Origin of the sequence: Psychrobacter sp. NG27 (assembly GCF_016106655.1) — a bacterium.
Lineage (GTDB): Bacteria > Pseudomonadota > Gammaproteobacteria > Pseudomonadales > Moraxellaceae > Psychrobacter.
This window is the reverse complement of sequence record NZ_JADGIN010000001.1, coordinates 175,245-197,985: the sequence shown is the minus strand read 5'-3', so window position 1 is coordinate 197,985 and position 22,741 is coordinate 175,245. Positions and strand designations below refer to the sequence as shown.

The 22,741-nt window shown below is 44.8% G+C and carries 14 protein-coding genes; 9 read left to right on the top strand and 5 right to left on the bottom strand.

Annotated features, from left to right (window positions below; all coding sequences use genetic code 11):
- Positions 1-26: 26 nt before the first annotated feature.
- From phhA to nhaC, 3 genes are all read left to right on the top strand, one after another.
- Positions 27-929 carry a phenylalanine 4-monooxygenase gene (phhA, locus tag IP485_RS00795; RefSeq protein WP_198325589.1) on the top strand — a complete coding sequence of 301 codons (903 nt, stop codon included), beginning with the start codon at positions 27-29 and terminating at the stop codon, positions 927-929.
- A 130-nt stretch (positions 930-1,059) separates the two neighbouring features.
- Positions 1,060-1,401 (top strand): 4a-hydroxytetrahydrobiopterin dehydratase, encoded by a 342-nt coding sequence (locus tag IP485_RS00790; protein ID WP_194363230.1) that lies wholly within the window; start codon positions 1,060-1,062, stop codon positions 1,399-1,401.
- A gap of 197 nt (positions 1,402-1,598) precedes the next feature.
- The gene (gene nhaC, locus IP485_RS00785) at positions 1,599-3,002 is read left to right on the top strand and encodes a Na+/H+ antiporter NhaC (protein WP_198325588.1); all 1,404 of its coding nucleotides are present in this window, start codon (positions 1,599-1,601) and stop codon (positions 3,000-3,002) included.
- Between the two features lie 68 nt (positions 3,003-3,070).
- Here the strand turns inward: nhaC and IP485_RS00780 are convergent, their stop codons facing one another.
- Together IP485_RS00780 and IP485_RS00775 are read right to left on the bottom strand one after the other, a co-directional pair.
- Entirely contained in the window at positions 3,071-3,817 is a 747-nt protein-coding gene (locus IP485_RS00780; protein WP_198325587.1) for a siderophore-interacting protein, read from the bottom strand.
- A 66-nt stretch (positions 3,818-3,883) separates the two neighbouring features.
- The gene (locus IP485_RS00775) at positions 3,884-6,064 is read right to left on the bottom strand and encodes a TonB-dependent siderophore receptor (protein ID WP_198325586.1); all 2,181 of its coding nucleotides are present in this window, start codon (positions 6,062-6,064) and stop codon (positions 3,884-3,886) included.
- A gap of 433 nt (positions 6,065-6,497) precedes the next feature.
- On the opposite strand from IP485_RS00775, the gene IP485_RS00770 reads away from it, so the two are divergent.
- The 4 genes from IP485_RS00770 to IP485_RS00755 all read left to right on the top strand — a co-directional run bounded on the left by IP485_RS00770 (position 6,498) and on the right by IP485_RS00755 (position 15,979).
- Positions 6,498-7,985, top strand: a complete 1,488-nt coding sequence (locus tag IP485_RS00770; RefSeq protein WP_198325585.1) for a PepSY-associated TM helix domain-containing protein — start codon at positions 6,498-6,500, stop codon at positions 7,983-7,985.
- 784 nt (positions 7,986-8,769) lie between these two features.
- Positions 8,770-9,732 (top strand): OmpA family protein, encoded by a 963-nt coding sequence (locus IP485_RS00765; RefSeq protein ID WP_198325584.1) that lies wholly within the window; start codon positions 8,770-8,772, stop codon positions 9,730-9,732.
- Positions 9,733-9,818: 86 nt separating this feature from the next.
- Entirely contained in the window at positions 9,819-14,969 is a 5,151-nt protein-coding gene (locus IP485_RS00760; RefSeq protein ID WP_198325583.1) for an Ig-like domain-containing protein, read from the top strand.
- Positions 14,970-15,328: 359 nt separating this feature from the next.
- A complete protein-coding gene (locus tag IP485_RS00755) occupies positions 15,329-15,979 on the top strand; it encodes a glutathione S-transferase (RefSeq protein ID WP_198325582.1) in 651 nt (216 codons plus the stop codon).
- 178 nt (positions 15,980-16,157) lie between these two features.
- On the opposite strand, the gene IP485_RS00750 is transcribed toward IP485_RS00755, so the two are convergent.
- The 3 genes from IP485_RS00750 to IP485_RS00740 form a co-directional block, all read right to left on the bottom strand.
- A complete protein-coding gene (locus tag IP485_RS00750; protein ID WP_198325581.1) occupies positions 16,158-17,003 on the bottom strand; it encodes an IclR family transcriptional regulator in 846 nt (281 codons plus the stop codon).
- A 275-nt stretch (positions 17,004-17,278) separates the two neighbouring features.
- The gene (locus tag IP485_RS00745; protein WP_198325580.1) at positions 17,279-18,544 is read right to left on the bottom strand and encodes an MFS transporter; all 1,266 of its coding nucleotides are present in this window, start codon (positions 18,542-18,544) and stop codon (positions 17,279-17,281) included.
- 108 nt (positions 18,545-18,652) lie between these two features.
- Positions 18,653-19,807 (bottom strand): acyl-CoA dehydrogenase family protein, encoded by a 1,155-nt coding sequence (locus IP485_RS00740; RefSeq protein ID WP_194365346.1) that lies wholly within the window; start codon positions 19,805-19,807, stop codon positions 18,653-18,655.
- Positions 19,808-20,223: 416 nt separating this feature from the next.
- On the opposite strand from IP485_RS00740, the gene IP485_RS00735 reads away from it, so the two are divergent.
- Together IP485_RS00735 and IP485_RS00730 are read left to right on the top strand one after the other, a co-directional pair.
- Entirely contained in the window at positions 20,224-21,000 is a 777-nt protein-coding gene (locus IP485_RS00735; protein WP_198325579.1) for an enoyl-CoA hydratase, read from the top strand.
- An 81-nt stretch (positions 21,001-21,081) separates the two neighbouring features.
- Positions 21,082-22,695 carry a 3-hydroxyacyl-CoA dehydrogenase gene (locus IP485_RS00730; protein ID WP_198325985.1) on the top strand — a complete coding sequence of 538 codons (1,614 nt, stop codon included), beginning with the start codon at positions 21,082-21,084 and terminating at the stop codon, positions 22,693-22,695.
- Positions 22,696-22,741: the final 46 nt, after the last annotated feature.

Genomic DNA, 22,741 nt, shown 5'->3' with positions numbered 1-22,741 from the left:
CTCATTGCGATAAAAGGAATACAGGCATGGAACGCCTTTCACATATTAACTCTCTAAATACTACTGTCGGCGCTCATCCTTCGACTGACAAAAAACAGCCCTATATCTCACACCAGCCAGATAGCAATGGTCATATTCACTACAGTGCCGATGAAAATGCGATGTGGCAAGCGCTGCTGGCACGTCAAGCGGAACAAACGCCCAATCGTGCGTGTACTGCATATCTAGAGGGTTTGACTAAGTTAAATTTACCGACGACGCATATCCCGCAGTTGCACGATATCGATGAGGTATTGCAAGCGACCACAGGTTGGCAGACCGCCGCTGTGCCGGCATTAATTAGCTTTGGTAAATTCTTTAAATTATTAGCCAATAAATCTTTTCCTGTCGCGACGTTTATTCGTCGATTCGATGATATGGACTATATTGAAGAGCCTGATATCTTTCACGAAATCGTTGGGCATTGTCCGCTATTGACCCATCCTGCGTTTGCAGCTTTCAATGAGACGTATGGTAAGCTTGGTCTTAGCGCAACAAAAGAGGAGCGCTGGTTTTTAGCAAGGCTTTATTGGTTTACTATTGAGTTTGGATTGGTCGGCAGTCGAATGGAAAATCGTAGAATCTATGGTGGCGGTATATTAAGCTCACCTTCTGAAACGGTTTATGCACTTGATCATACAGCACAAGAGCAATCAAACCTTCAATATACAACACAGCATCAGCCTAAACCGCAACCTGAACATCGAGCGTTTGATTTGCTTGATGTGTTGCGTACGCCTTATCGTATTGATCAGATACAGCCGATTTACTATGTCATTGATGAATTAGATACCTTATTTGATATCGTCAATAGTGACATCATGGGAGCGGTCAAGCAGGCAATGTCACTTGGAGTATTTGAGCCGACTTATACAGAAAAAACTCGTTAAGAACGTCAATTAAAAAGTAAATACAGTCACTTCAGTACGGAGTATTGAGATAGCGATAAAGCTATCTCAACATGGACGTATAAGTATTAAAAAATAGCTAACAAAACAGACATTATAAAAGGATTTTATTATGACAACATTATCACAATCTAGCTGTGAAGCCTGCCGTATTGGCGCACCGAAGGTCGATGAGTCTGAGGCACGCGAGCTGCTACAGCAAATTCCCGATTGGTCGTTGATCGAGGTGGACGGCATTGAGCAATTGCAGCGCCAGTACAAGTTCAAAAACTTCGTCAAAGCCATGGCATTTGCCAATCAACTGGCAGATATCGCTGAAGCAGAAGGGCATCATCCGGGTATCTTGGTAGAGTGGGGCAAGGCCACCGTCACGTGGTGGTCGCATAGTATCAAAGGTTTACATCGCAATGATTTTGTCATGGCAGCCAAAACCGATAACTTGCTTGATACTTGATTTGGCTAGTGATGATAAGTTCTAGATAAATTGGATAGGGTATCACACTTGCTCAGACTGCCATCTGTAGTATCATGGCAGGCTTTTTGCTTATCCGGTTTGTCTTGAACTGATCATATTGCCAAACCCGCTTACTCATACTTCCAAATTCAAACCCAATCTGATGCCAGCATCCACTGGTCATTTAAGGACGACTAATGCCCCCAAAACCTCTCACCCAAATCAGTGCAAAATTGGCATTTGTCATATCAGGCATTGTCATCGCTATCATGGGTATTACCATGATTGGCTTTGGCTGGGTGCCTCATCTGTCATTGATACTCGCTATCTGTGTGCTACTGGCTATTGGTATATTTAAAGGTCTCAGCTTTGATGACATGCAAGCACAAATGGCCTCAGGTGTCATGCGCGGTATTGGTGCCATCTATCTGTTCTTCTTTATCGGACTGATGGTTGCGGTTTTGATGATGTCAGGGGCGATTCCTACCCTCATGTATTTTGGCTTTCAGCTGATCTCACCTGAGTATTATTATATCTCCGCCTTTGTCCTAACCTCTATTATTGGTATTGCCTTAGGCAGTAGCTTGACTACCGCTGCAACGCTCGGTGTGGCGTTTATTGGCATGAGTAATGCCTTTGATGCCAATGTAGCGATAGCGGCTGGTGCGGTCGTGTCAGGCGCGTTCTTCGGCGATAAGATGTCGCCCTTGTCTGATACTTGTACCATTGCCTCTTCTGTCGTTGGTATTGATTTGTTTGAGCACATTCGCAATATGATGTATACGACAGTGCCTGCATGGATACTAACGGTTATCTTGTTTTGGATGTTTTCAGGACAGACGACCAGCGCTGATCTCAGTCAAGTGACGATATTGCAAGGACAGCTGATAGACAGTGGCTTGGTTCACGGTTATACCATACTACCATTTGTGATATTGGTTGGATTGGCACTGTTTCGGGTCAATGCGATCTATACGATTATCTGTACTATTGCTGCGGCATTGATCATTACTTATGTACATAGCTCACCAAGCTTTGGTCAATTAGGCGGTTATCTGTTTGCAGGCTATGCCCCTGCTGAGTCATTAGAGTTAGGTGAGGTAGGTGGTATGCTGTCGCGTGGCGGTGTGCAGAGTATGTTCTTTACCCAGGCGATTGTGATATTGGCATTAAGCTTAGGTGGGTTATTAACGGCACTGGGTATTCTGCCAGCACTGCTATCTGGTATTAAAGATACATTGACGACATCAGGCCGAGCTATCTTTGCGGCAGCGATGTCGGCACTAAGCATTAACGTGCTGATCGGTGAGCAGTATTTGAGTATTCTATTATCAGGTACGGCCTTTCGGTCGACGTTTGAGCGCTTACACCTGCATCCAAAGAATTTGTCGCGGACGATTGAGGATGCGGGAACGGTGATTAATCCGCTGGTGCCTTGGAGCGTGTGTGGGGTGTTTATCAGTCAGGCGTTAGGGGTGCCGGTATTGGATTATCTACCTTATGCATTCTTCTGTTATTTGTCACTGCTATTGACGCTGCTATTCGGGTTTACGGGGCTGACGATTAGTCGGGTGAAAGAGGGGAAGGTGGTCGAAGCGTGATAGATAATGATTGATAAAAAAAGGTGGGGCTAATATTAGCCCCACCTTTTTTGTTTCGAAATACGTAACTACTGATCTTCCGTTTGCGCATCCTGACTTTTGACGATTTTATGCTGATCCTCTGTGCTATCGACTTTCCAGTAGCTAGAAACATATAAATGCGTCTTTGGTATCGCGCGCTCAACTTTGAAGTACTGGCGCAGTGCACGCATACTATGGAACTCACACGCAGCCCATACAGCAGGTTGACCATCAAGCCAGTTCAATGATTTAACACAGTTCAGTAAAGGGCTATCGTCTGCATTTGGATGCGCATTAATCACCCAATGTATCTCGACGTTCTCTGGTTTTTTGAGCGTCTGACGGTCTGCTTCAGTCGTCACTTCAAGTACTGCGTAACCACGAGCCTCAGTAGGCAACTGGGCTAAGTTGACCGTAATCGCTGGTAGCGCGGTCATATCACCGACTAATAAAAACCAATCTGCTTCATTGTTAATGAGTTTTTTTGGACCTGGACCACCTATCAGAATTTGATCGCCGACTTGCGCATTTCGTGCCCATGCCGATGCAGGTCCTTCCGTCTCATGTAAAGCAAAATCAACATCTATTGCGTCATCACGTTGCACGCTCACCGTATAAGTACGCATCAATGGGCGACTATCTGCATCTTGAGGGAATATCAGTTTGATATAAGCACTTTCTTGATTGATAGGAAAATCAACCATGCCAGCACCGCCAAGCGTGACACGGCACATATTTGGCGTAATGTATCTAGTGCCAATAACTTCTAGTACTCTTGGAGTAGGTTTTGCCATATTGTGCTTTCCTTCTAACAACGGGTTAGCTTAATAATATAACCAACCCGCTGTCTGTAGTATTTATTAAAAATTGGCTTTTAGGCTGACTGACATTTGACGTTCAGGTCCCATCCAGCAGTTATTGATGTCGTAACAAGCACCAACATAGGTCTTATCGAACAGATTGTTGATACTCGCACCCACAGCCAGCATAGGGTTGATCTGATAGCTGCCGCCGACATCTACCAGCGTCACACTTGGTAAGTCATCGGAGTTTTGCTTGTCAATCTGCATGCCGTCTTCGTAGCGAATGCCAGCATTTAGAGTGAGTTTGTCCGTAGCATAGTAGTCTGCCCATAGCGTGGCTTTATGTTTGGCAGTTTGAGCAGGGGTGTTACCGACTACATCAGGGTTGAACTCATCTTCTGTGATCTCAGCATCGGTGTAGCTATAGCTTGCCGCGAGATCTACCCAGTCATTGAGCATGCGACTGCCTGATATCTCAAAGCCTTTTGATTCAATTTCACCAGTTTGCGTTTGGCTTCTGTAGTTGATTTCATCCGCTACTACGACGTTTTTTTGTGTGATATCAAATACGGCAAGCGTTCCTTGAGTGGCACGATCTTTTGACAAGTACTTCACCCCAGTTTCTACTTGATCGGCAGTGGTTGGCTTAAATGGTTCATTAGTAATAAAGTTACTACCGACCACAGGCTGGAACGATTGCGAGTAGCTGGCATAAGGGGAGAAACCATTACCAAAATCATAAATGGCAGCGAAACGACCACTGGTTTCTGAGGCATCATTGTCAATTGTTTTATCGCTATAGATGACGCCTTCAGTGGCTTTGGTTTGCTCAGTGATACTGTCAAAATTATCGTGACGTAAGCCTGCCACTACAGTCCAGTCTTTCCACTTCATTTCATCTTGTACATAAAAACCAAGCTGGCTTTGTTCGATATCTTCCTCTTGACGATAAGCATCCAATGGCAGAGTGTCAGCATTGATTTGTGAGTAATCTGGATTAGATAAATCAAGATTTGGCGTGCCATCTGCTCCAGCATCATAGTAAGTCGCGCTGCTATCTGTCTCTTGATACTCAACACCGAACAGTAGATTGTGTGAGGTGTTAGCTGTATTGAATTTATAGGCAAGCTGGTTGTCCGTAGTCCAGTTATTCATGCTCTCATCCGTAGTATATGCTACGCGATTGAGAATCGTGTCACTGCCCTCTACAAATCCTCCACTGTTATACATATTGCGTTGCTGCGCCTCGGCATCGGTATAGCGCGTGATATGTTTAAAAGTTAACTGGTCATTGATATCCCAGTTCACAGTAACGCTTGGCATAAATACTTCTTTACTAAACTTATTCCATTTATCGCCTGCATAGGCATCACTGTCGAGCTTGCCATAGCTTGCCTTATAAACGGTGCCAACAGCAGGCAATGGGGTAGAAGGTACCATCTCTGGATCATCTTGATAAAACAGATTGGCAAGTACTGAGACATCATCAGTCGCTTGCCATTCAAGGGATGGATTAATCAGCAATCGCTCTTCTTCTGTGGTTTGCATTTGACCATCTTTTTGGCGTTTTAGCGCGACTAAGCGATAGTTCAAGGTGTCTGTGATAGGCCCCGTGCTATCGACGGCCACTTCTTTTAGGTTTTGATTGCCAAGTCGTAGCTGTACTTCGTTTTCTTGAGTGCTCTTAGGGGCTTTGGCTATTTGGTTCACCATGCCACCGGGTGCTGCATAGCCATAGAGGGAGGATGCAGGACCTTTCACGACTTCGACTGCTTCAGTCGCATAGACATCGACTTGTGGCATTAGGTTCCAAGCACCATCGTAGGGCAGTCTTAGTCCGTCATAAAAGTTTGAGTAGGTTTTAAACCCGCGGATATTGTACTCATCAAAGACAGATACCGTACCGCGGCTCTCAGAGCTCACGCCTGGCTCATAACGTAGAGCAGCATTGACGCTATCTGCCTGACGCTTTTGCAACAGGTCTTGATCGATTCTGGTATAGCTCATTGGCGCATCGTTTGGATCCAATGCAGTTTTGGTGCCAGTACTACGATAGCCATCTGAGTAGACGGTAATAGCATCTAAGGTGGCTGATGGTGTAGCAGCCTCATCGTTCTCAGTATTGTTTGTCGTCTCTACAGCGTAAGCGGCGTGACTCATACCTATGATCAGGCCAATTTGTACTGCTGTGGTGAGATATTTTTTGCGAATGACGTTAGTGGTTAGATGAGACCGCATCAGATTTCCTCTTGGACTAAAATGATTAAATATTATTGGTAACAGTTAAAGCAAAATTATAACGACGCTAATGATAACACTAATGATAACTATTATCATTAAAAAATTACAACGAGACAGTTTTGAGAAGTATTTGCACTGTTAATAAGAGGCTAAAGATAGAGTATTGCGAATAGAGTCACGCAGAACTACTGTTTTGAACGATGTGTTCTAAACGATGGTTTTTGTCAGACTTTTCTCGTATTATGCAGCAGCATTCTGAATACAATTATTTACAGTAGAGTTTTTACATCGCTGTATCGGCGTTACTGTATAGCGTTATTCTAGCTTTCTGCGAGACCTTTTAAGATTGGTCTTGCAAGCAGATATATCACTATTATCGATAGGTTTACGTTGTTCATTGAGCAACCAAAGATTGTTTAAGGTCACATTTATGGACACACCCTCCAACCAATCCACCAACAACCAGCGCTATTTCATGGTGTGGCGTTGGCATTTTTACTCTGGCATTATCATTGCACCTTTGCTAATTGTTTTAGCAGTTACCGCGCTCGGTATGCTGTTTATGTCCAATACGGTAGGTCGCGATGCTGAGCGTATGACGGTAGCACAATCAAGCGTGCAGGCACCCCTGTCTGCGCAAGCGCAAAGCGCCGTCGATAGTATGCCTGATAGCACCTTGATCAAATACATCGCTCCGCGCAGTGATGAGACGGTGGCACTGTTTCGAGTGACCTCCGATACGGCTAACAACATGGTCGCCGTTGATCCTTATACTGCAAAAGTGGTCGATAGTACGCCTAGCAACAGTGGTTTGTACTATACGTTCAATGATATTCACAGTGATCTGCTGTTGGGAAAAGTAGGAGACTATCTGCTTGAAACCGCCGCCTCAGTGACGATTTTGATGATATTAACGGGTTGGTATCTGTGGTGGCATAAACGCAGATCTATCAAGTCGATGCTAGTACCCGATCAGGGTATACAGACCATGCAAAAACGCTCGTTGTTTCGTACAATTCATGCGACATTGGGCAGTTGGATCTCTATTTTACTGCTGTTTTTTTGTATTTCAGGAATGGCATGGGCGGGCGTCTGGGGTGAGCGCATGGTGCAGGCATGGAGCCAGTTTCCTGCTGGTAAATGGGGCGTGGCACCCGTGCCGGTATCGACTGACCATAGCCAACATGCTGGCATGAATGAGGCTGCACCAGCCCCTCATGTTCATGGCTCGACGCCCACTACTGCGCCTACGCATGGCAGTGTCCTTAATTCAGGCAGTGCTAAAGAGGTTCCTTGGGTGTTAGAGCTAACACCGATGCCTGTGTCAGGGACGACCATGGGTAAAGACGGTATTGCGCCCAATATACCGATCATGATCGATACGGTGGATCGCTACGCTCGTGAAATCGGTTTTGTAGGGCGCTATCAATTGAACCTACCACAAGGCAGCACAGGCGTTTGGACACTTAGTCAAGACTCGATGAGCTACGATATGAAAAGTCCGACGGCAGATCGTACGGTACATATCGACCGCTACTCAGGTAATGTCTTGGCTGATATTTATTTTGATGATTATAACGCGTTTGGCAAATTTATGGCGGCAGGTCTTGCGCTACATATGGGTACGCTTGGGTGGTGGAGCGTACTGGCCAATGTGCTGTTTTGTCTGTCTGTCATCGCGATCTGCGTGAGTGGTTATGTGATGTGGTGGCAGCGTCGTCCGCGTCAAGCGGCTCAAAGCAGTGGCTTGAATCCGCCAGCTCGTGGTCAGGATTTTTCGGTTTGGTGGCCGCTTGCCATTCCTTTGTTAATTGTGGCTATCATATTCCCGACTGCGATTATCGCGATTGTCGCTATTGCATTGTTAGACTTTTTAGTGATTTCTCGCGTGGGTCTTTTGCAGAAGCTACTAAAGTAGGTAAGTTATTCAGACAAAGGTAACTTGCTATATCGTATATTAGAAATGGGTGTCTCGTAAGAGGTCGCCCATTTTTTTATTTATTTTTGCAAGGGCTATAAGGTGGCAACCATGCTTCATGCTTATCAGTAACCTATGTACTCGTTTATGAAAGCTTATCACTTGAGCGTAGTTCTCGTCTTAGACTCATGAAAGGCTTTTCTTTGTCCTCACTCATAGTTATAACCATCATGTATTTGGTTTTAGAACTGGGGAGGGAAGTGCATTTGCACCAGTTGTATAATATATCGCTATTAGGGCATGTGCTTAATTCAAACGACAGCCATCTGACTGGGTTAACAATGGCTACATCTTGCTAAACATCGTCAAATAGTTGGTCAATATCTCGATATTATCTGCGCTATTTTCCTTGCTTGGCTGCGACTTGTCTCATTTTCATCACTCTTTTCAAAATGAGGACACGCCCTAGGAAGTTATGGGTATCTATAACAATAATAAGTCGGTTAATTTAAGTTGTAATATTTTTGAAAGGGCTTGGTGATACCTATCAAATTAACGCCCAGTGCATTTATTTTTATGTAAAATTGGTTGGTTTTGAGTAACAAAACAATTACTATTAAAGTAATAAAAAAAATTCTTATTATTTGTCTACTTTTTATCAGTCTAAGCATATATAGCCTGCTCTATATACGAATATGGGTCAGCTTTTAACCAATAAACTTAAGCATTATTTTAAATTACGTATAAACATTATTTCGAAAAAACTATTATTCAGGGAATTATCATGGAAAAGATATTGAAAACTGCTATCGCTACGCTTGTCCTACCTACCATGTTTTTTGGTATAGCAGGCTGTAGTATGACAGGCAACAGTAGTATTGATAATGAAGGTGACAGCCGCCGTGTAAGTAACGTGGTATGGAACAACCAAGTCGATACGGATTTCCGAAAATTACTCTCAGCAGAAGTCAGTGATGACGAAACACGATTGATATTTATACGTAAAAACGATGACGACTTAGAACAAACCAGTGCCAACATCTCTGTTAATAATAGATATCAAGTGAGTCTGCATCCTGGGAATTATACGGCTGTTAACTCGTGTGTTGGCAATAACCAGTTGAGTGCGCATGCGACTGGCTTTAAAGATAACAACTTATTAGCAGACAAGAAAGACTTCCAATTGGTAGGTGGTCAAACCTACTTCTTCTATGTGGACATGGACGATACAGGTAAAAGTACCCTTGAGCAAATCACTACTGATAGCGCATTGCCTTTATTAGAGTCCAAACGCTACCAGTCTCATCAAATCAGTCGAGTCGTGCCCAATTGCTCAGTACCTGTTGTAACAACACCTCCAGTTGTGGCACCAGTCATACCTGTATTGGCCGAAAAAGTGACTATCGAACTTGAAGTGCTATTTGACACAGACAAATCTATTGTGAAGCCTGAGTACTACTCTAAAATTTCTGAAGTGGCAGAGTTTATGACGCAATATCCGAATACCCTAGTGACTATTGAAGGGCATACTGATAGCCGCGCAAGTGATAGCTATAACCAAGCTTTATCACAGCGAAGAGTGGACGCTGTAAAAGAGGTGTTGATTACTCAATTTGATGTCGCTCCTGAGCGTCTGAGTGCGATTGGTTATGGTGAAGCGCAGCCAAGAGCAACCAATGATACGGCAGCGGGCCGTCAGCTTAATCGTCGCGTAATCGCTATTGTCGAAGAGCGTCCAAATAACTGATATCTATTAGATGCTGCTATTACCAGAATCGTGTCATAAACCATCAAAATTGATACTGCCATTATTAGAGAATGTAGGATAAATACATGAATACTATTATTATAAAAACAAACAATGCGACTCAGACTATAAAAGAGACGGAAGTCGTTACCAAAGATGGTATACCTACCGTTATTAAATCTACAGAAAAAGTAAATTACGAATTTCATGACAATGCGATAAACCGTGCACCCAATCATATCATTACTAAACGCATCAAGAACGACCTCCATGTGTCATTTGAAGAGGAAGGTGAGAATAGTGACCTTATCATTGAAGGGTTCTATGATCATGCAGATAGTGCTCTGATTGGTATTGCTGAAGATGGTGAGTATTACTATTATATTCCAGATACTGGTGAAACTTATGATTATGTCACGCAGTTAGAAGCAGGTGATGTAGAAGGACAAGCGCTAGGTGGTGAAGAATATGTAGCCGCTGCGATACCATGGTGGATACCTGCTGCAGCTGGGATTGGACTGGTCGGATTACTGGCGAGCAGAAGTAGTAACAGCAGAGACGATGATAGCAATACGGAAGAGGGTACTGCGCCACTCGTAACAGATGATCGTCAAACCGGCACACTTGGTCAACCAGTGGTCATCGACGTGCTCAGCAATGACACCGATCTTGAAGGCGACATCGACCCGACCACCGTGAAGCTCATCAACCCAGACACAGGTCTTGAAGTCACCAGCTTGACCGTTGCCGGCGAAGGCGTATGGAGTGTTGACCCAACCACTGGCGCAGTCACCTTTACCCCAGAAGCAGGCTTCACCAATGATCCAACGCCGGTGAACTATGTGGTCTCTGACCTCACTGGCAACAAGTCAAACCAAGCCACCATTACCGTAGACTACCCACCAACCGCACCGAATGCCGAAGACGAAATCCAAACTGGCACACTTGGTCAACCAGTGGTCATCGACGTGCTCAGCAATGACACCGATCTTGAAGGCGACATCGACCCGACCACCGTGAAGCTCATCAACCCAGACACAGGTCTTGAAGTCACCAGCTTGACCGTTGCCGGCGAAGGCGTATGGAGTGTTGACCCAACCACTGGCGCAGTCACCTTTACCCCAGAAGCAGACTTCACAGGTGATCCAACACCAGTTGAGTATGTGGTCTCTGACACCACAGGCCTAACGTCTGAGCCTGCGACTGTCACCATTGATTATCCACAAACCGCGCCAGTGGCCGTGAATGATGCAAAATCAGGTGCTTCCGGCGCCACGGTTGACGTTGCCGTAGTGGGTAACGACACCGACCCTGAAAATGACATTGACCCAACCAGCGTCCTCATCACCGTGTCACCAGCAGGCAGCACCATTGCCGCTGACGGCAAATCGGTCGTGGTCGATGGCGAAGGCACGTGGACGGTCAATCCAGCGACTGGCACCATCAGCTTTGCCCCAGTGGATGGTTTTACCGCAGACCCAACCCCGATCAGCTACACCGTAAAAGACATCAATGGTTTGGTATCAAATGCCGCCACCGTGACGATTGACTACCCGCAAACCGCGCCAGTGGCCGTGAATGATGCAAAATCAGGTGCTTCCGGCGCCACGGTTGACGTTGCCGTAGTGGGTAACGACACCGACCCTGAAAATGATATTGACCCAACCAGCGTCCTCATCACCGTGTCACCAGCAGGCAGCACCATTGCCGCTGACGGCAAATCGGTCGTGGTCGATGGCGAAGGCACGTGGAGCGTTAATGCAGACACAGGCGCCATCAGCTTTGTCCCAGTGGATGGCTTTACCGCTGACCCAACGCCAATCAGCTACACCGTTGACAACCTGACGGGTGAAACCTCAAACGAAGCGACCGTCACCATCGATTATCCGCAAGCGATCAATGACCTGCAAACGGGTGCCTCAGGCAGTACCGTGGTGGTCGATGTGTTCGCTAACGACAGCGCCGCTGACGCCAACTTAGACCCAACCAGCGTGGTGATCACCCAAGCGCCAGTCGGCAGCATTATTGCTGATGATGGCAAATCGGTCACCGTGGCCGGCGAAGGCACGTGGAGCGTTAATGCAGACACAGGCGCCATCAGCTTTGTCCCAGTGGATGGCTTTACCGCTGACCCAACGCCAATCAGCTACACCGTTGACAACCTGACGGGTGAAACCTCAAACGAAGCGACCGTCACCATCGATTATCCGCAAACTGCCCCAGTGGCGGTCAATGACGAAAAGTTAGATCAAATGTTTGGTTCTGACGTGACTCTTGATGTATTAAATAACGATGATGACGATGAGGGTGACCTCGACCCAACCAGCGTGGTGATCACCCAAGCGCCAGACGGCAGCACCATTGCTGATGATGGCAAATCGGTTGTAGTCTCAGGCGAAGGCACGTGGAGCGTCAATGAGAACACAGGTGCCATTACGTTTGATCCAGAAAACGGATTTGTAGGTAACCCAACACCAATCAGCTACACTGTGAAAGACATCACAGGTTTGACCTCTGATCCTGCCACCGTCACTATTGACTATGAACAACCAACCAAAATTGAAGTGGCGCCACCAGGCCGAGTGTCTGAAGAAGGATTGGTCGGAGGAAATCCAGATAGCGACCCAGACTCGACGCTTGATACTACTGACTCAGCAACAGATACCGTTGGCAATTGGGTTCGGGTAACCGATACAGACACAGACCTTGCATCTGCCGTTGTGAAATTTGTCTTACCAACTGCTGATAATGGTATTACCAGTCAGACCAATCCCGTGGTTTTCAAAATTGATTCAGCCACAGGTGACATTATTGGTGAGTATGAATATATTGACAGCTTGGGTGCTACTCAAACTCAAAATGTACTGACCATAAGCTTAAATGGTGATAAAGAAGCAATCACTAATGGTTATCAATTTGGCTACGATGTCACGTTGAGTGCGCCTATGGATCATACGCAAGGCGATAATATCGAAGGCATACTTGCTGTCAATTTTGGTATTGAAGTATTTGAAAACGACACTGCTATAGATTCGTTGGTAAAATCTGATGAGTTGCTAGCCATTATCGAAGATGACTCTCCTGCGCCTCAGCCTGTAGTTTGGAACATCGATGTTCAGCAAGAAACGGTCATCATCAGTAACTTAGAAACAGGCTTTACTAATACATTGTTTACCACAGCAACAAACACGGATGGTGTGAACTATCGTGTGGCGAAAAATGTTGCCGCTGGAAACTCTGGCACTATAGTTGATAGTCGTAATTACGGTGGTGATGTCGGTATATTATCTGCTCAACAAGACGCAGATAACCTAGATGAAGGTATCTATTGGGGTCAACGGGTAGATACAACTAAACCTCCTGCAGGGTATACCACTTATGAAGACCCTGATTACCAAGGTGCAGGCAAACAGATTAAGTTCGAGACCGATATTGATTTAGGTGATTTTTCACACTCAAACTATAGTGTTTACTTAAATGCTGGCGTACTACAAGAGACGGAACTAGATCTTAATTTTAAAGTCACGGTCAATGGTAACCCTCAGTCAGTCGCTGTTCAGTACGAGATGCAGCATACTGAAACGAATAATGCTGCAACGGATGTCACATATGGCTTAAACGCTGGGACTTATGAAAATGACTATGTTCGAAGTGATTTCATTGTCATACCAAATGCGACTCAGATCATAGACATTGCAGGTCAACAGTATCGTCTCGACTTAAGATTGGTCAATAAAGATACGAATTCTATTATTGATTCTGATGAAAATAAGACTTTCCTAAAAGCTTACCAAGGCTATGATGGTATTGATAACGATGGTGATGGTACAGTTGATGAAAGACCGTTTTCAATTGTTGGTAAGAATTTGGCTAACAGTGCCACAGGATCAAATGGTGATTTTTATTATGATTTAAATGGTAATGGTATTTTAGGAGATACAGGGGATGCGATATACATTGAGCAAATTACGGAAGGTTTTAAGTTTGAAGTTATAGGTGATCCAAGTATATCTTATATTGGCTCACTTACAGATGCTGTGTCATATATTATTGACTTTGATAGCGATAATATAAACGATGCGATAGATAGTGATAATGACGGCGTTATCGACTACGTTGAATACAGTACAACCGGTCAGCGCCGTGAGGATACAGATGGCGATGGCGTTATTGATACGGTAGATACTGATGGTGATGGCATTGTTGATACTAAGCTAATCCTAGATTATGACTATGACCCTGCTTTGAATGAGGATACTACCTATGTAGTTGACAGTAAAGAACAGGGTACAAACAACTATAATCTTATAGGTAAGTTGACTCCCTTGAACCCGGTGCCTGTACTAGATAACAACGTTGTTATCGAAGGAAAAGTAGCGGTTGGTGGTGATGCGGTTGATTTTCTCACTTCGACGACGAATATTATCACTTGGGCAGATGTCTCTACCACAGATAGTGATAGAACCATAACAACGGTTGATACCGATGGCGATGCTAGTAATTATGAGTTCCAAACGGATTATGGATTGTTTATTGGCTATGCCGATGGCAGTTATAAGTTCAAGACAGTAGACAATATTGCTGATATCGTAACAGCTGGTGTAGATGATGTTGATGTGTTTAAATTTAAATTTACAGATTCTGATGGTGACACAGCTGAATCAACCGTTACCTTAAACTACAATGAGTATGCAACACCGCAAAACCCAGACTCAATAAATAGTATTCCATCACGCACTACTGATAATAATGACTATTTGGTCGGTACCAACCAAGCTGAGACACTGAGTGGCGGAAAAGGAGATGATACGTTAATTGGCCTGAGCGGCGTAGATACTTTGTTAGGTGGCGATGGTAGCGACATTATCATATTTGATAGAAATGATGATGTAATCGATGGCGGCGAAAACTCAGATGTTAGTCGAGATAATGATACCTTAGTGATTACTGATACGACTGCCGTGTCTAGTATCGATTTGAGTAACGTTACTAATTTTGAAACGATCAATATGGTTAATGACACTGCGCAAACGCTTAACTTAGGGCTGAGTGATGTTATTAGTATGACGGATAGTAGTAATCAGCTGTTCATTAAAGGTGATAGCCTCGATACCGTCAATATATCTGGTATGGCCAAGTTAGCTACTTCTGATCAGGCGGGTTATGATCTGTATCAGGACAGTGGTAATACGGCGAGTCTATACATTCAAACTGCTATAGATGACAATATCATCTAATATTATTGAATAGACAGTAAAAAAGCGCTCCCAAAAGGGGGCGCTTTTTGATATAGGTAGGAAGAGATATGAAAGTATAATGGTGATGCCAATATATAGTCAAAGAAGTCTAAAATTGCTATAAGGCAGCCGACTGCATATTGTACAAGTAGTACATCTAGGAAGGCTAACACCGTAGCAGTTCAGTAGTTCTCTAACTATAGCTGAAAGTCCAAATGACTCAGAATGAATGAGCGTAATCATGCGTATTTACAAACCGTCCTACCTTTACTATAAAATAAACCCACATCTATAAATCTATCAAATATGAAATTAACAAAACGAACGTTGTTGATTCCAACCAACTATGGAGCATGATGATGTCCTCTTCTTTACTTCATTGCTTATACTCTTTTCGCCGCTGTCCCTATGCGATGCGCGCTCGTCTAGGACTCTTGTTTGCAGAGATGCCAGTGGCGCTGAGAGAGATTACATTAAAGAACAAACCAGAGCCAATGCTAGCGATTAGCCCGAAAGGGACAGTGCCGGTCCTACAAACCTCAGATGGCACAGTGATTGAAGAGAGTTTCGATATTATGATGTGGGCACTTGAGCACAAAGATCCGCACACACTACTCGATGCAGATGTTTTGCATCAGGCCAATGCTTTGATAAAAAAGAATGACAATGAGTTTAAACAGTGGCTCGATCGCTATAAGTACGCTGATCGTCATTTAGACATGACTCAGACAGAGTATCGACAGCGAGGCGAAGTGTTTTTGCAGGAGTTAGAAACGTTATTGACGCAGAATACGTATCTATTAGGAAATAATATCACTATTGCTGATATTGGTATCATGCCGTTTGTTCGCCAATTTGCGCATGTGGATCGTGGTGTTTTTTATGATTTGCCTTATCCAAAGCTGCAGCTATGGCTAAAAACCTGGCTAGCGCATCCCTCATTTATACAAGTGATGACCAAGTTCCAACCATGGCAGGAAGGCGATGAGGTGGTGGTTTTTCCTTCTTAATATGCTAGTTGCTTTATCAGCATTTGAGTGCAGAGATGCCTCTATGCTGATAAGCTTGTATAGTCGGTTCCAGACAATGCAGAGACAAGCAAAGCAGGCTGAGCGAATCTGACGATGTATCTGATTTATGTGGGATTGACCATAAACAATAGGCTACCACTAAAATTGATATCACCTGCTAGCTGATATACAGCTTGCTCTCTAGCATATTTTTCATATGCAATAGACGCGGGGCAATGTCTTCTTCAAGTTTGGTACGGCTAAGCACAAAGCTAGGCGCACCGCAGTTAAAGGTGAGCAAGCCTTCGGTAGGGTGCATGAGAGCAATGGCAACCGCATTGACGTCCTTTTGCCACTCACTTATCGAAAAACAGTAGCCATAATCCTCATAGTCTTGGAACGCTTTATCCAATCCCCGTCTAATCTTTATCCAGTCATCTTTGTATTTGGTACGAATGGCATTGAGGATAAATTCTTGCTCAGCAGGGGGCATGCTTGCCAAACAAGCTCTGCCCATCGAGCTTAGATGAATTGGCAAATAGGAGCCGATATTGCGCTGCATGGTGGTGGTGCCAGCGCCCTGTACGACATTCAGATAGACCATCATCAGCCGATCACGAGTCGCCATTGCAACCGCACTATTGGCATAATCTGCCAATTCTTCCATATAGGGCGTTGCGAGATTGTTTATCGAGATATTGGTCATCATGGTATAGCCAAAACCCAGCACACCAGTAGACAACTGATACTTACTGCTATTGGTTGATTGTTTTAGATAGCCCAACTTCACCAACGTATAGGTCAGACGCGTAATCGTGCCTTTAGGCAGACCTGTCAGTTGACTTAAGTCTTGGTTGCCCAAATAGGGCCGCTGCGGCGTAAAACAACGAAGCAGCTCAAGCCCGCGCGCCAATGCAGTGACAAATTGTCTGTCGTTTTTGTCTTTCATCTCTGCAATTGGCTCTAACAGTTCGATATGCATCTCACTGTTAGCGTCTTCGTCAGTCAGGGTATCATTAGTCATAGGTCGTCTATTATCCCCAATTAAGTTGGTACAAGTATCATAAAGTGTCGTTGCTGAGTTTTGCTACTCAGTATGGTTGCTAATTATCGCGACTCAATGCTGCTATCAAGAATGCTCTATAAGACGGTAGCAGTGTGCCATCACGCACTGCTCGTCGCTTATTACTTTTGCCTTATTATATCAATTTACCTCTAAACTTTCAGTATCGCCATGATATGTTCAGTAGTGAATATAGCTCGATATCTCTTATATGATGAATATCAAACAGGACAAGGCTAAGCCTCTTGCGGATCATACTGTTTTTCTTTGATAAACAGCGTTGGAATCAGACCGCATAAGAAATAAGCACCTGCCATGAGTAGCAAGCCTGCACCAATAGAATTGTGCATCGCCATATAGCCAATGGCAACAGGCGCAATCACAGAACCCAGCCGTCCGATATTGAATGCACCGCCAATCGCAGTGCCTCTAATGGCAGTTGGGAAGCTTTCGGTTAAGTAGGTGGCGTTGATGGCATAAGGGATGCCATATAAAAAACCAAAGGTAATCATCAACCAACCGATGTTTTCTGGCGTGTGCATATATACTAATATAGGAATAAACAATGCTGTACCCATCGTACCAAAGGCAAATACTATTTTGCGTCCGATTCTATCAGCGACAAGCCCCGCCACGACCTTAGCGAACATCATGGTCAGGTAAGTGCCCGCCATATATAGTGCCATCTCTTTAAACTTAATACCCAGTTCAGTCTCTAAATAAGACGGCAGCCAATTGCTCACGCCAAAATATCCAAACAATAAAAGCCCTGAGCTCATCGACCATAGAATGAACATGATGCGATGCTTTGGGTTTTCAAAGATGGCTTTATACGCATTTTCTGCTTTTTGATTTGGATCTTTTGCACCGCTGAGTTTAAGCGCACGTGATTCTTTCCAAGACTGGGGTTCGGGCACCAAAAAATACATTGAGGCGGCGAGAATAAGGGGTAAAAATGTCAACAGATATAGAGTGCGCCAGCCATAACTGGGAATAATCCAAGCCGAAATGCTGGTAATAACTAAAGACCCTAGCGTAAACCCAGTCATCAGTGCAGCCAGTACGGTGGTTCGGTGCTGGGTCGGTACCATCTCAGACATCAGCGTGTTGGTGGCAATGTACAAACTGCCAAGACCCAAACAAGCGATCACTCGAAGGGCTATAAACTGCTCATAACTCTGTACAAATCCACTAAATCCAGACAACACCGAAAACATAGCCGTCGCAATCACAATCACCCGTACGCGACCAAATCGATCACAGGCCCAACCACCAAAAAATCCACCAATGGCCATACCAAATAATGACCAGCTACCTAAGGCACCCGCTTGTACGTTGGTCAAACCAAACTCTAACTTGAGACTTGACAGCGTAAAGGCAAGAATACCGATGTCAGCCCCATCACACAATAGAACCAAAAAACAGCATACAAAGGCCAGTTTCCAAGGTTGATTGCGTACCGAGATGGCCTCTGGGTTTGACGTTATAGCGACACTTTTCACAATGTATATCCTTATCGTTGTGAATATGAGAAATAATCTAATAAGAGGGGAGAGACGGTATCTGCATCCTAGCAAATACCGTGATACACGTTGACGGTTAAGAGATGTTTACTCGCTGACTTCTTTAATCATATTGCGGGCGATAATGACTTGCTGGATTTGGGTCGTGCCTTCATACAAACGATATAAGCGGACATCACGGTAGAAACGCTCAATACCATAGTCTGCGATATAACCGGCACCACCATGAATCTGTACAGCTCTGTCAGCCACACGGCCACACATCTCAGTGGCAAACATTTTTGCGCATGAGGATTCTGTGACCACATCTTTGCCCTCATCACGCAGACGTGAGGCATCGAGTACCATCGATTTGGCAGCATAGATTTCCGCTTTTGAATCTGCAAGCATGCCTTGAATGAGCTGAAAACTGGCAATCGGTTGACCGAACTGCTTACGCTCGACGGCATACTTTAGGGCATCATCCAGCATGCGAGTGGCAGCCCCTGTACTTGCTGCCGCAATATGCAATCGACCTTTATCAAGAACTTTCATGGCAGTTTTAAAACCAACTCCTTCAACGCCGCCAATCAATGCATCTGCAGGTACGACACAGTTATCAAAGATGACATCACAGGTATGCGCGCCTTTTTGCCCCATTTTTTTATCGATTTTACCCAAGGTGATACCTGGGGTGTCGCTCTCCACGATAAACGCTGAAATACCACCAGAACGTTTGTTTTGTGGGTCGGTGCGCGCCATGACGGTAAAGATGCCAGCTTGCGGTGCATTGGTAATATAGCGCTTGGTGCCATTTATGATATAAGTGTCACCGTCTTTGATAGCAGTGGTTCTGAGAGAGGCCGCATCTGAGCCAGATTCAGGCTCCGTCAAACAAAACGAGCCAATAATTTCACCACTGGCAAGCCTTGGCAAGTATTTTTGTTTTTGCGCCTCGGTGCCATCAATGACCAAACCTGATGAGCCAATACCATTATTGGTACCGATTAGCGAGCGAAAGGCGGGAGAGGTACGCCCCAACTCAAATGCCAATGTGACTTCTTCTTCCATGGTCACACCAAGCCCACCATAGGCTTCAGGAATGGTTAATCCAAATAGCCCCAAGTCACGCATCTGCTGAATGATATCTTCTGGTAGGCGGTCGTTCTCTGCCACCCAGTGCTCCATAGGCACCAGCTGATCGTTTACAAACTGACGGATGGTCTGAGTGATGTGGTCGAGTGTCTCTTTATCTCTAATCATGTGAAACTTCCTTGTTTGATGAATATCCAATATGGATCGTAGCGTTATGACGCTTATAACTTGCAAATAGGACTGTTTTATATTTGGCTGTTCCAAATTCGACTGTCTAAAGGAGCCGTTTAAAATAACTTTTTAAAGAAAGCGAATGCCCTTGGATAAACAGCATAATCGATGAATTATCAAATTACAATACTTTTGGTTTAAAAAACCGCATTGCGGTATTTTTATAAATTAATAGTCTTTTAATGCCAATATAAATTTCAATTTAAGAGTTTTTTATACTTCACAAATGAAAATAAACAGTATATATTGGTTTTTGATATCGCTATGCGGTATTTAATTCATAAATTCACATACATAAAATTTTTTAAAAAGATTTCTATACTTATCGAAAAGAGATGTCTAAGGGAGTGATCATGGAAGAGCAACTCGTTATTTGTGAGCAAAAAGGAGATGGCGTCAGTGTTATCACACTCAATCGACCTAACGTTCGTAACGCTTTAAATGCTGAGCTACGTCAGCAGCTGGCAGATCTATTCATTCAACTTAATGATGACCTAGACACCAGAGCCATTGTGCTGACAGGCGGCGAGAAGGTATTTGCTGCTGGTGCCGATATCAATGCGTTCTTGACTGCCAAAACAGCCGATATGTATCTGCGTCATAGTGAGCGTTATTGGGACGCTATTAGTAATTGCCAGAAGCCGATCATTGCCGCAGTCAATGGTTATGCGCTGGGCGGTGGCTGTGAGCTGGCCATGCATGCAGACATCATTATCGCGGGTAGGTCAGCCAAGTTCGGACAACCAGAGATCAAAATAGGACTAATGCCAGGAGCAGGGGGCACGCAGCGACTGTTTCGCGCGATTGGTAAGCACAAGGCCATGAAGATGGTGCTGACTGGCGATATGATCAGTGCTGATGAGGCCGATCAAATGGGCCTAGTGTCTGAAGTGGTGGAGGATGCGGTGACTATCACGCGCGCTATCGAGATGGCCACGCAGTTGGCAGCTTACTCTCCTATTGCATTGGCACAAATCAAAGAGGTGTCAATGTTAGGTGCGGATATGCCTTTGCAGGGTGCATTGGCGTTGGAGCGCAAAGCGTTTCAGATGTTGTTTGATACCGATGACCAAAAAGAGGGTGCTCGCGCCTTTTTGGAAAAACGTAGCCCTGTCTATAAAGGCTGCTAAGTGATTGGCATGTGTTTGATGATGCTCTATCCAATCATTCACTATCCAACCAATCAATACTTCCTTAATACAGAATAGAGAATCATTATGACCGTGAACACAATCGCCATTATTGGCACCGGTATTATGGGTATGGGTATTGCCCAAATCGCCGTGCAAGCAGGTATTACCGTGCTTTTATTTGATGCAAAAGCAGGCGCTGCTGAGCAAGGCCGCCAGTCGTTACAAGCGATGCTTGAAAAGCTAACTGCCAAGGGCAAGTTTACCGATGCGCAGCTTGCTAGTACGTTACAAAAGCTGGTCGTCATCTCTGAGCTGTCCGAAATTGCGCAAGCAGATGTGGTAATCGAAGCCATCATCGAAGATCTGGCTATCAAAAAGCAGCTGTTTAAACAGTTAGAGACGATCGTCACTACCGAGACAATTTTGGCAACGAATACTTCTTCTTTATCAGTGACGGCAATCGCTGCTGACTGTAATTACCCAGAGCGAGTCGCAGGGTTTCACTTTTTTAACCCAGTGCCGTTGATGAAAATTGTAGAGGTGATCCCTGGTATCTCAACTCACCCTGCAACCACGCAAGTACTTAACGATTTGGCTATACGCATGGGGCACTTGGGTGTGGTGGCAAAAGACACACCGGGCTTTATTGTCAATCATGCAGGACGCGCGTATGGGACAGAGTCATTAAAAATAGTGGGTGAAGGGGTCGCCAGTTTTGAGGAGATTGACCGTATCTTGCGTGACGGGGCAGGTTTTCGCATGGGGCCATTTGAGCTAATGGATCTCACAGGAATTGATGTGTCGCATCCAGTCATGGAGTCCATTTATCATCAGTACTATCAAGAACCGCGCTATCGTCCGCACCCATTGACCCATCAAATGCTGACTGGCAAAAAGCTGGGTCGTAAAGTGGGTGAAGGTTTTTATCACTACACAGAAAATAAAAAACAAGATGGCCAAAAATCTACCATCAATAGCATAGCGCCACATGTCACATCAATATCTGAGACTGCCATCACCTCAGTGTGGATCGGTGCTGATTTGGTAGAGGATAGAAATCAGCTGGTCGATTATCTAAATATGCAAGGCATCGCTATCGATACCAATGAGCAGCCCGCAGCGGACAGTTTAGTATTGTTAGCAACTTATGGCGAGGACACGACTCATGCGGCTATCCGGTATCAGGTTGACCCCGCTCAAACCGTAGCCATCGATATGTTAACTGATTTATCAAAACACCGCACCTTAATGCCAAGTGTAGTGACGCAGACCAAATTTGTGGCACAGGCTTATGCGTTGTTTGCTAAAGGTGCAGAGCATCAGGCGACTGAAAGTCACGCTACCGAGAACCAAGCAGAAAAGCAGATAGATCCAATGGCCACATTGATTGGCGAAAGCACAGGGTTTGTGGCGCAGCGTGTGGTGGCTATGGTGATTAATTTGGGCTGTGATATTGCCATGCAAGGCATTGCGACGCCTGAGGATATTGATAATGCTGTCAAGCTGGGGTTAGGTTACCCATCTGGCCCCATCTCTTGGGGCGATAAGTTAGGCGCTCAGCGTATTCTGCTTATTCTGACACGCATTTATAAGTTGACAGGTGACCCGCGTTATCGCCCAAGTCCATGGCTACAGCGCCGTGCGACACTTGGTATCTCACTACTTACGCAGCAAACCAATTGCTCGCTTTAATAATTGAGTCATTTGAGCAGACTGTCATACAGACTTTAAAAACAAT

Bases quoted from the DNA above. Each gene is read 5' to 3' on its own strand.
- IP485_RS00770 (WP_198325585.1), top strand. From the start codon at position 6,498: ATGGACACACCCTCCAACCAATCCACCAACAACCAGCGCTATTTCATG.
- IP485_RS00780 (WP_198325587.1), bottom strand. From the start codon at position 3,817: ATGGCAAAACCTACTCCAAGAGTACTAGAAGTTATTGGCACTAGATAC.
- IP485_RS00735 (WP_198325579.1), top strand. From the start codon at position 20,224: ATGGAAGAGCAACTCGTTATTTGTGAGCAAAAAGGAGATGGCGTCAGT.
- IP485_RS00775 (WP_198325586.1), bottom strand. From the start codon at position 6,064: ATGCGGTCTCATCTAACCACTAACGTCATTCGCAAAAAATATCTCACC.
- IP485_RS00765 (WP_198325584.1), top strand. From the start codon at position 8,770: ATGGAAAAGATATTGAAAACTGCTATCGCTACGCTTGTCCTACCTACC.
- nhaC (WP_198325588.1), top strand. From the start codon at position 1,599: ATGCCCCCAAAACCTCTCACCCAAATCAGTGCAAAATTGGCATTTGTC.
- IP485_RS00755 (WP_198325582.1), top strand. From the start codon at position 15,329: ATGTCCTCTTCTTTACTTCATTGCTTATACTCTTTTCGCCGCTGTCCC.
- IP485_RS00790 (WP_194363230.1), top strand. From the start codon at position 1,060: ATGACAACATTATCACAATCTAGCTGTGAAGCCTGCCGTATTGGCGCA.
- IP485_RS00740 (WP_194365346.1), bottom strand. From the start codon at position 19,807: ATGATTAGAGATAAAGAGACACTCGACCACATCACTCAGACCATCCGT.
- IP485_RS00750 (WP_198325581.1), bottom strand. From the start codon at position 17,003: ATGACTAATGATACCCTGACTGACGAAGACGCTAACAGTGAGATGCAT.
- IP485_RS00760 (WP_198325583.1), top strand. From the start codon at position 9,819: ATGAATACTATTATTATAAAAACAAACAATGCGACTCAGACTATAAAA.
- phhA (WP_198325589.1), top strand. From the start codon at position 27: ATGGAACGCCTTTCACATATTAACTCTCTAAATACTACTGTCGGCGCT.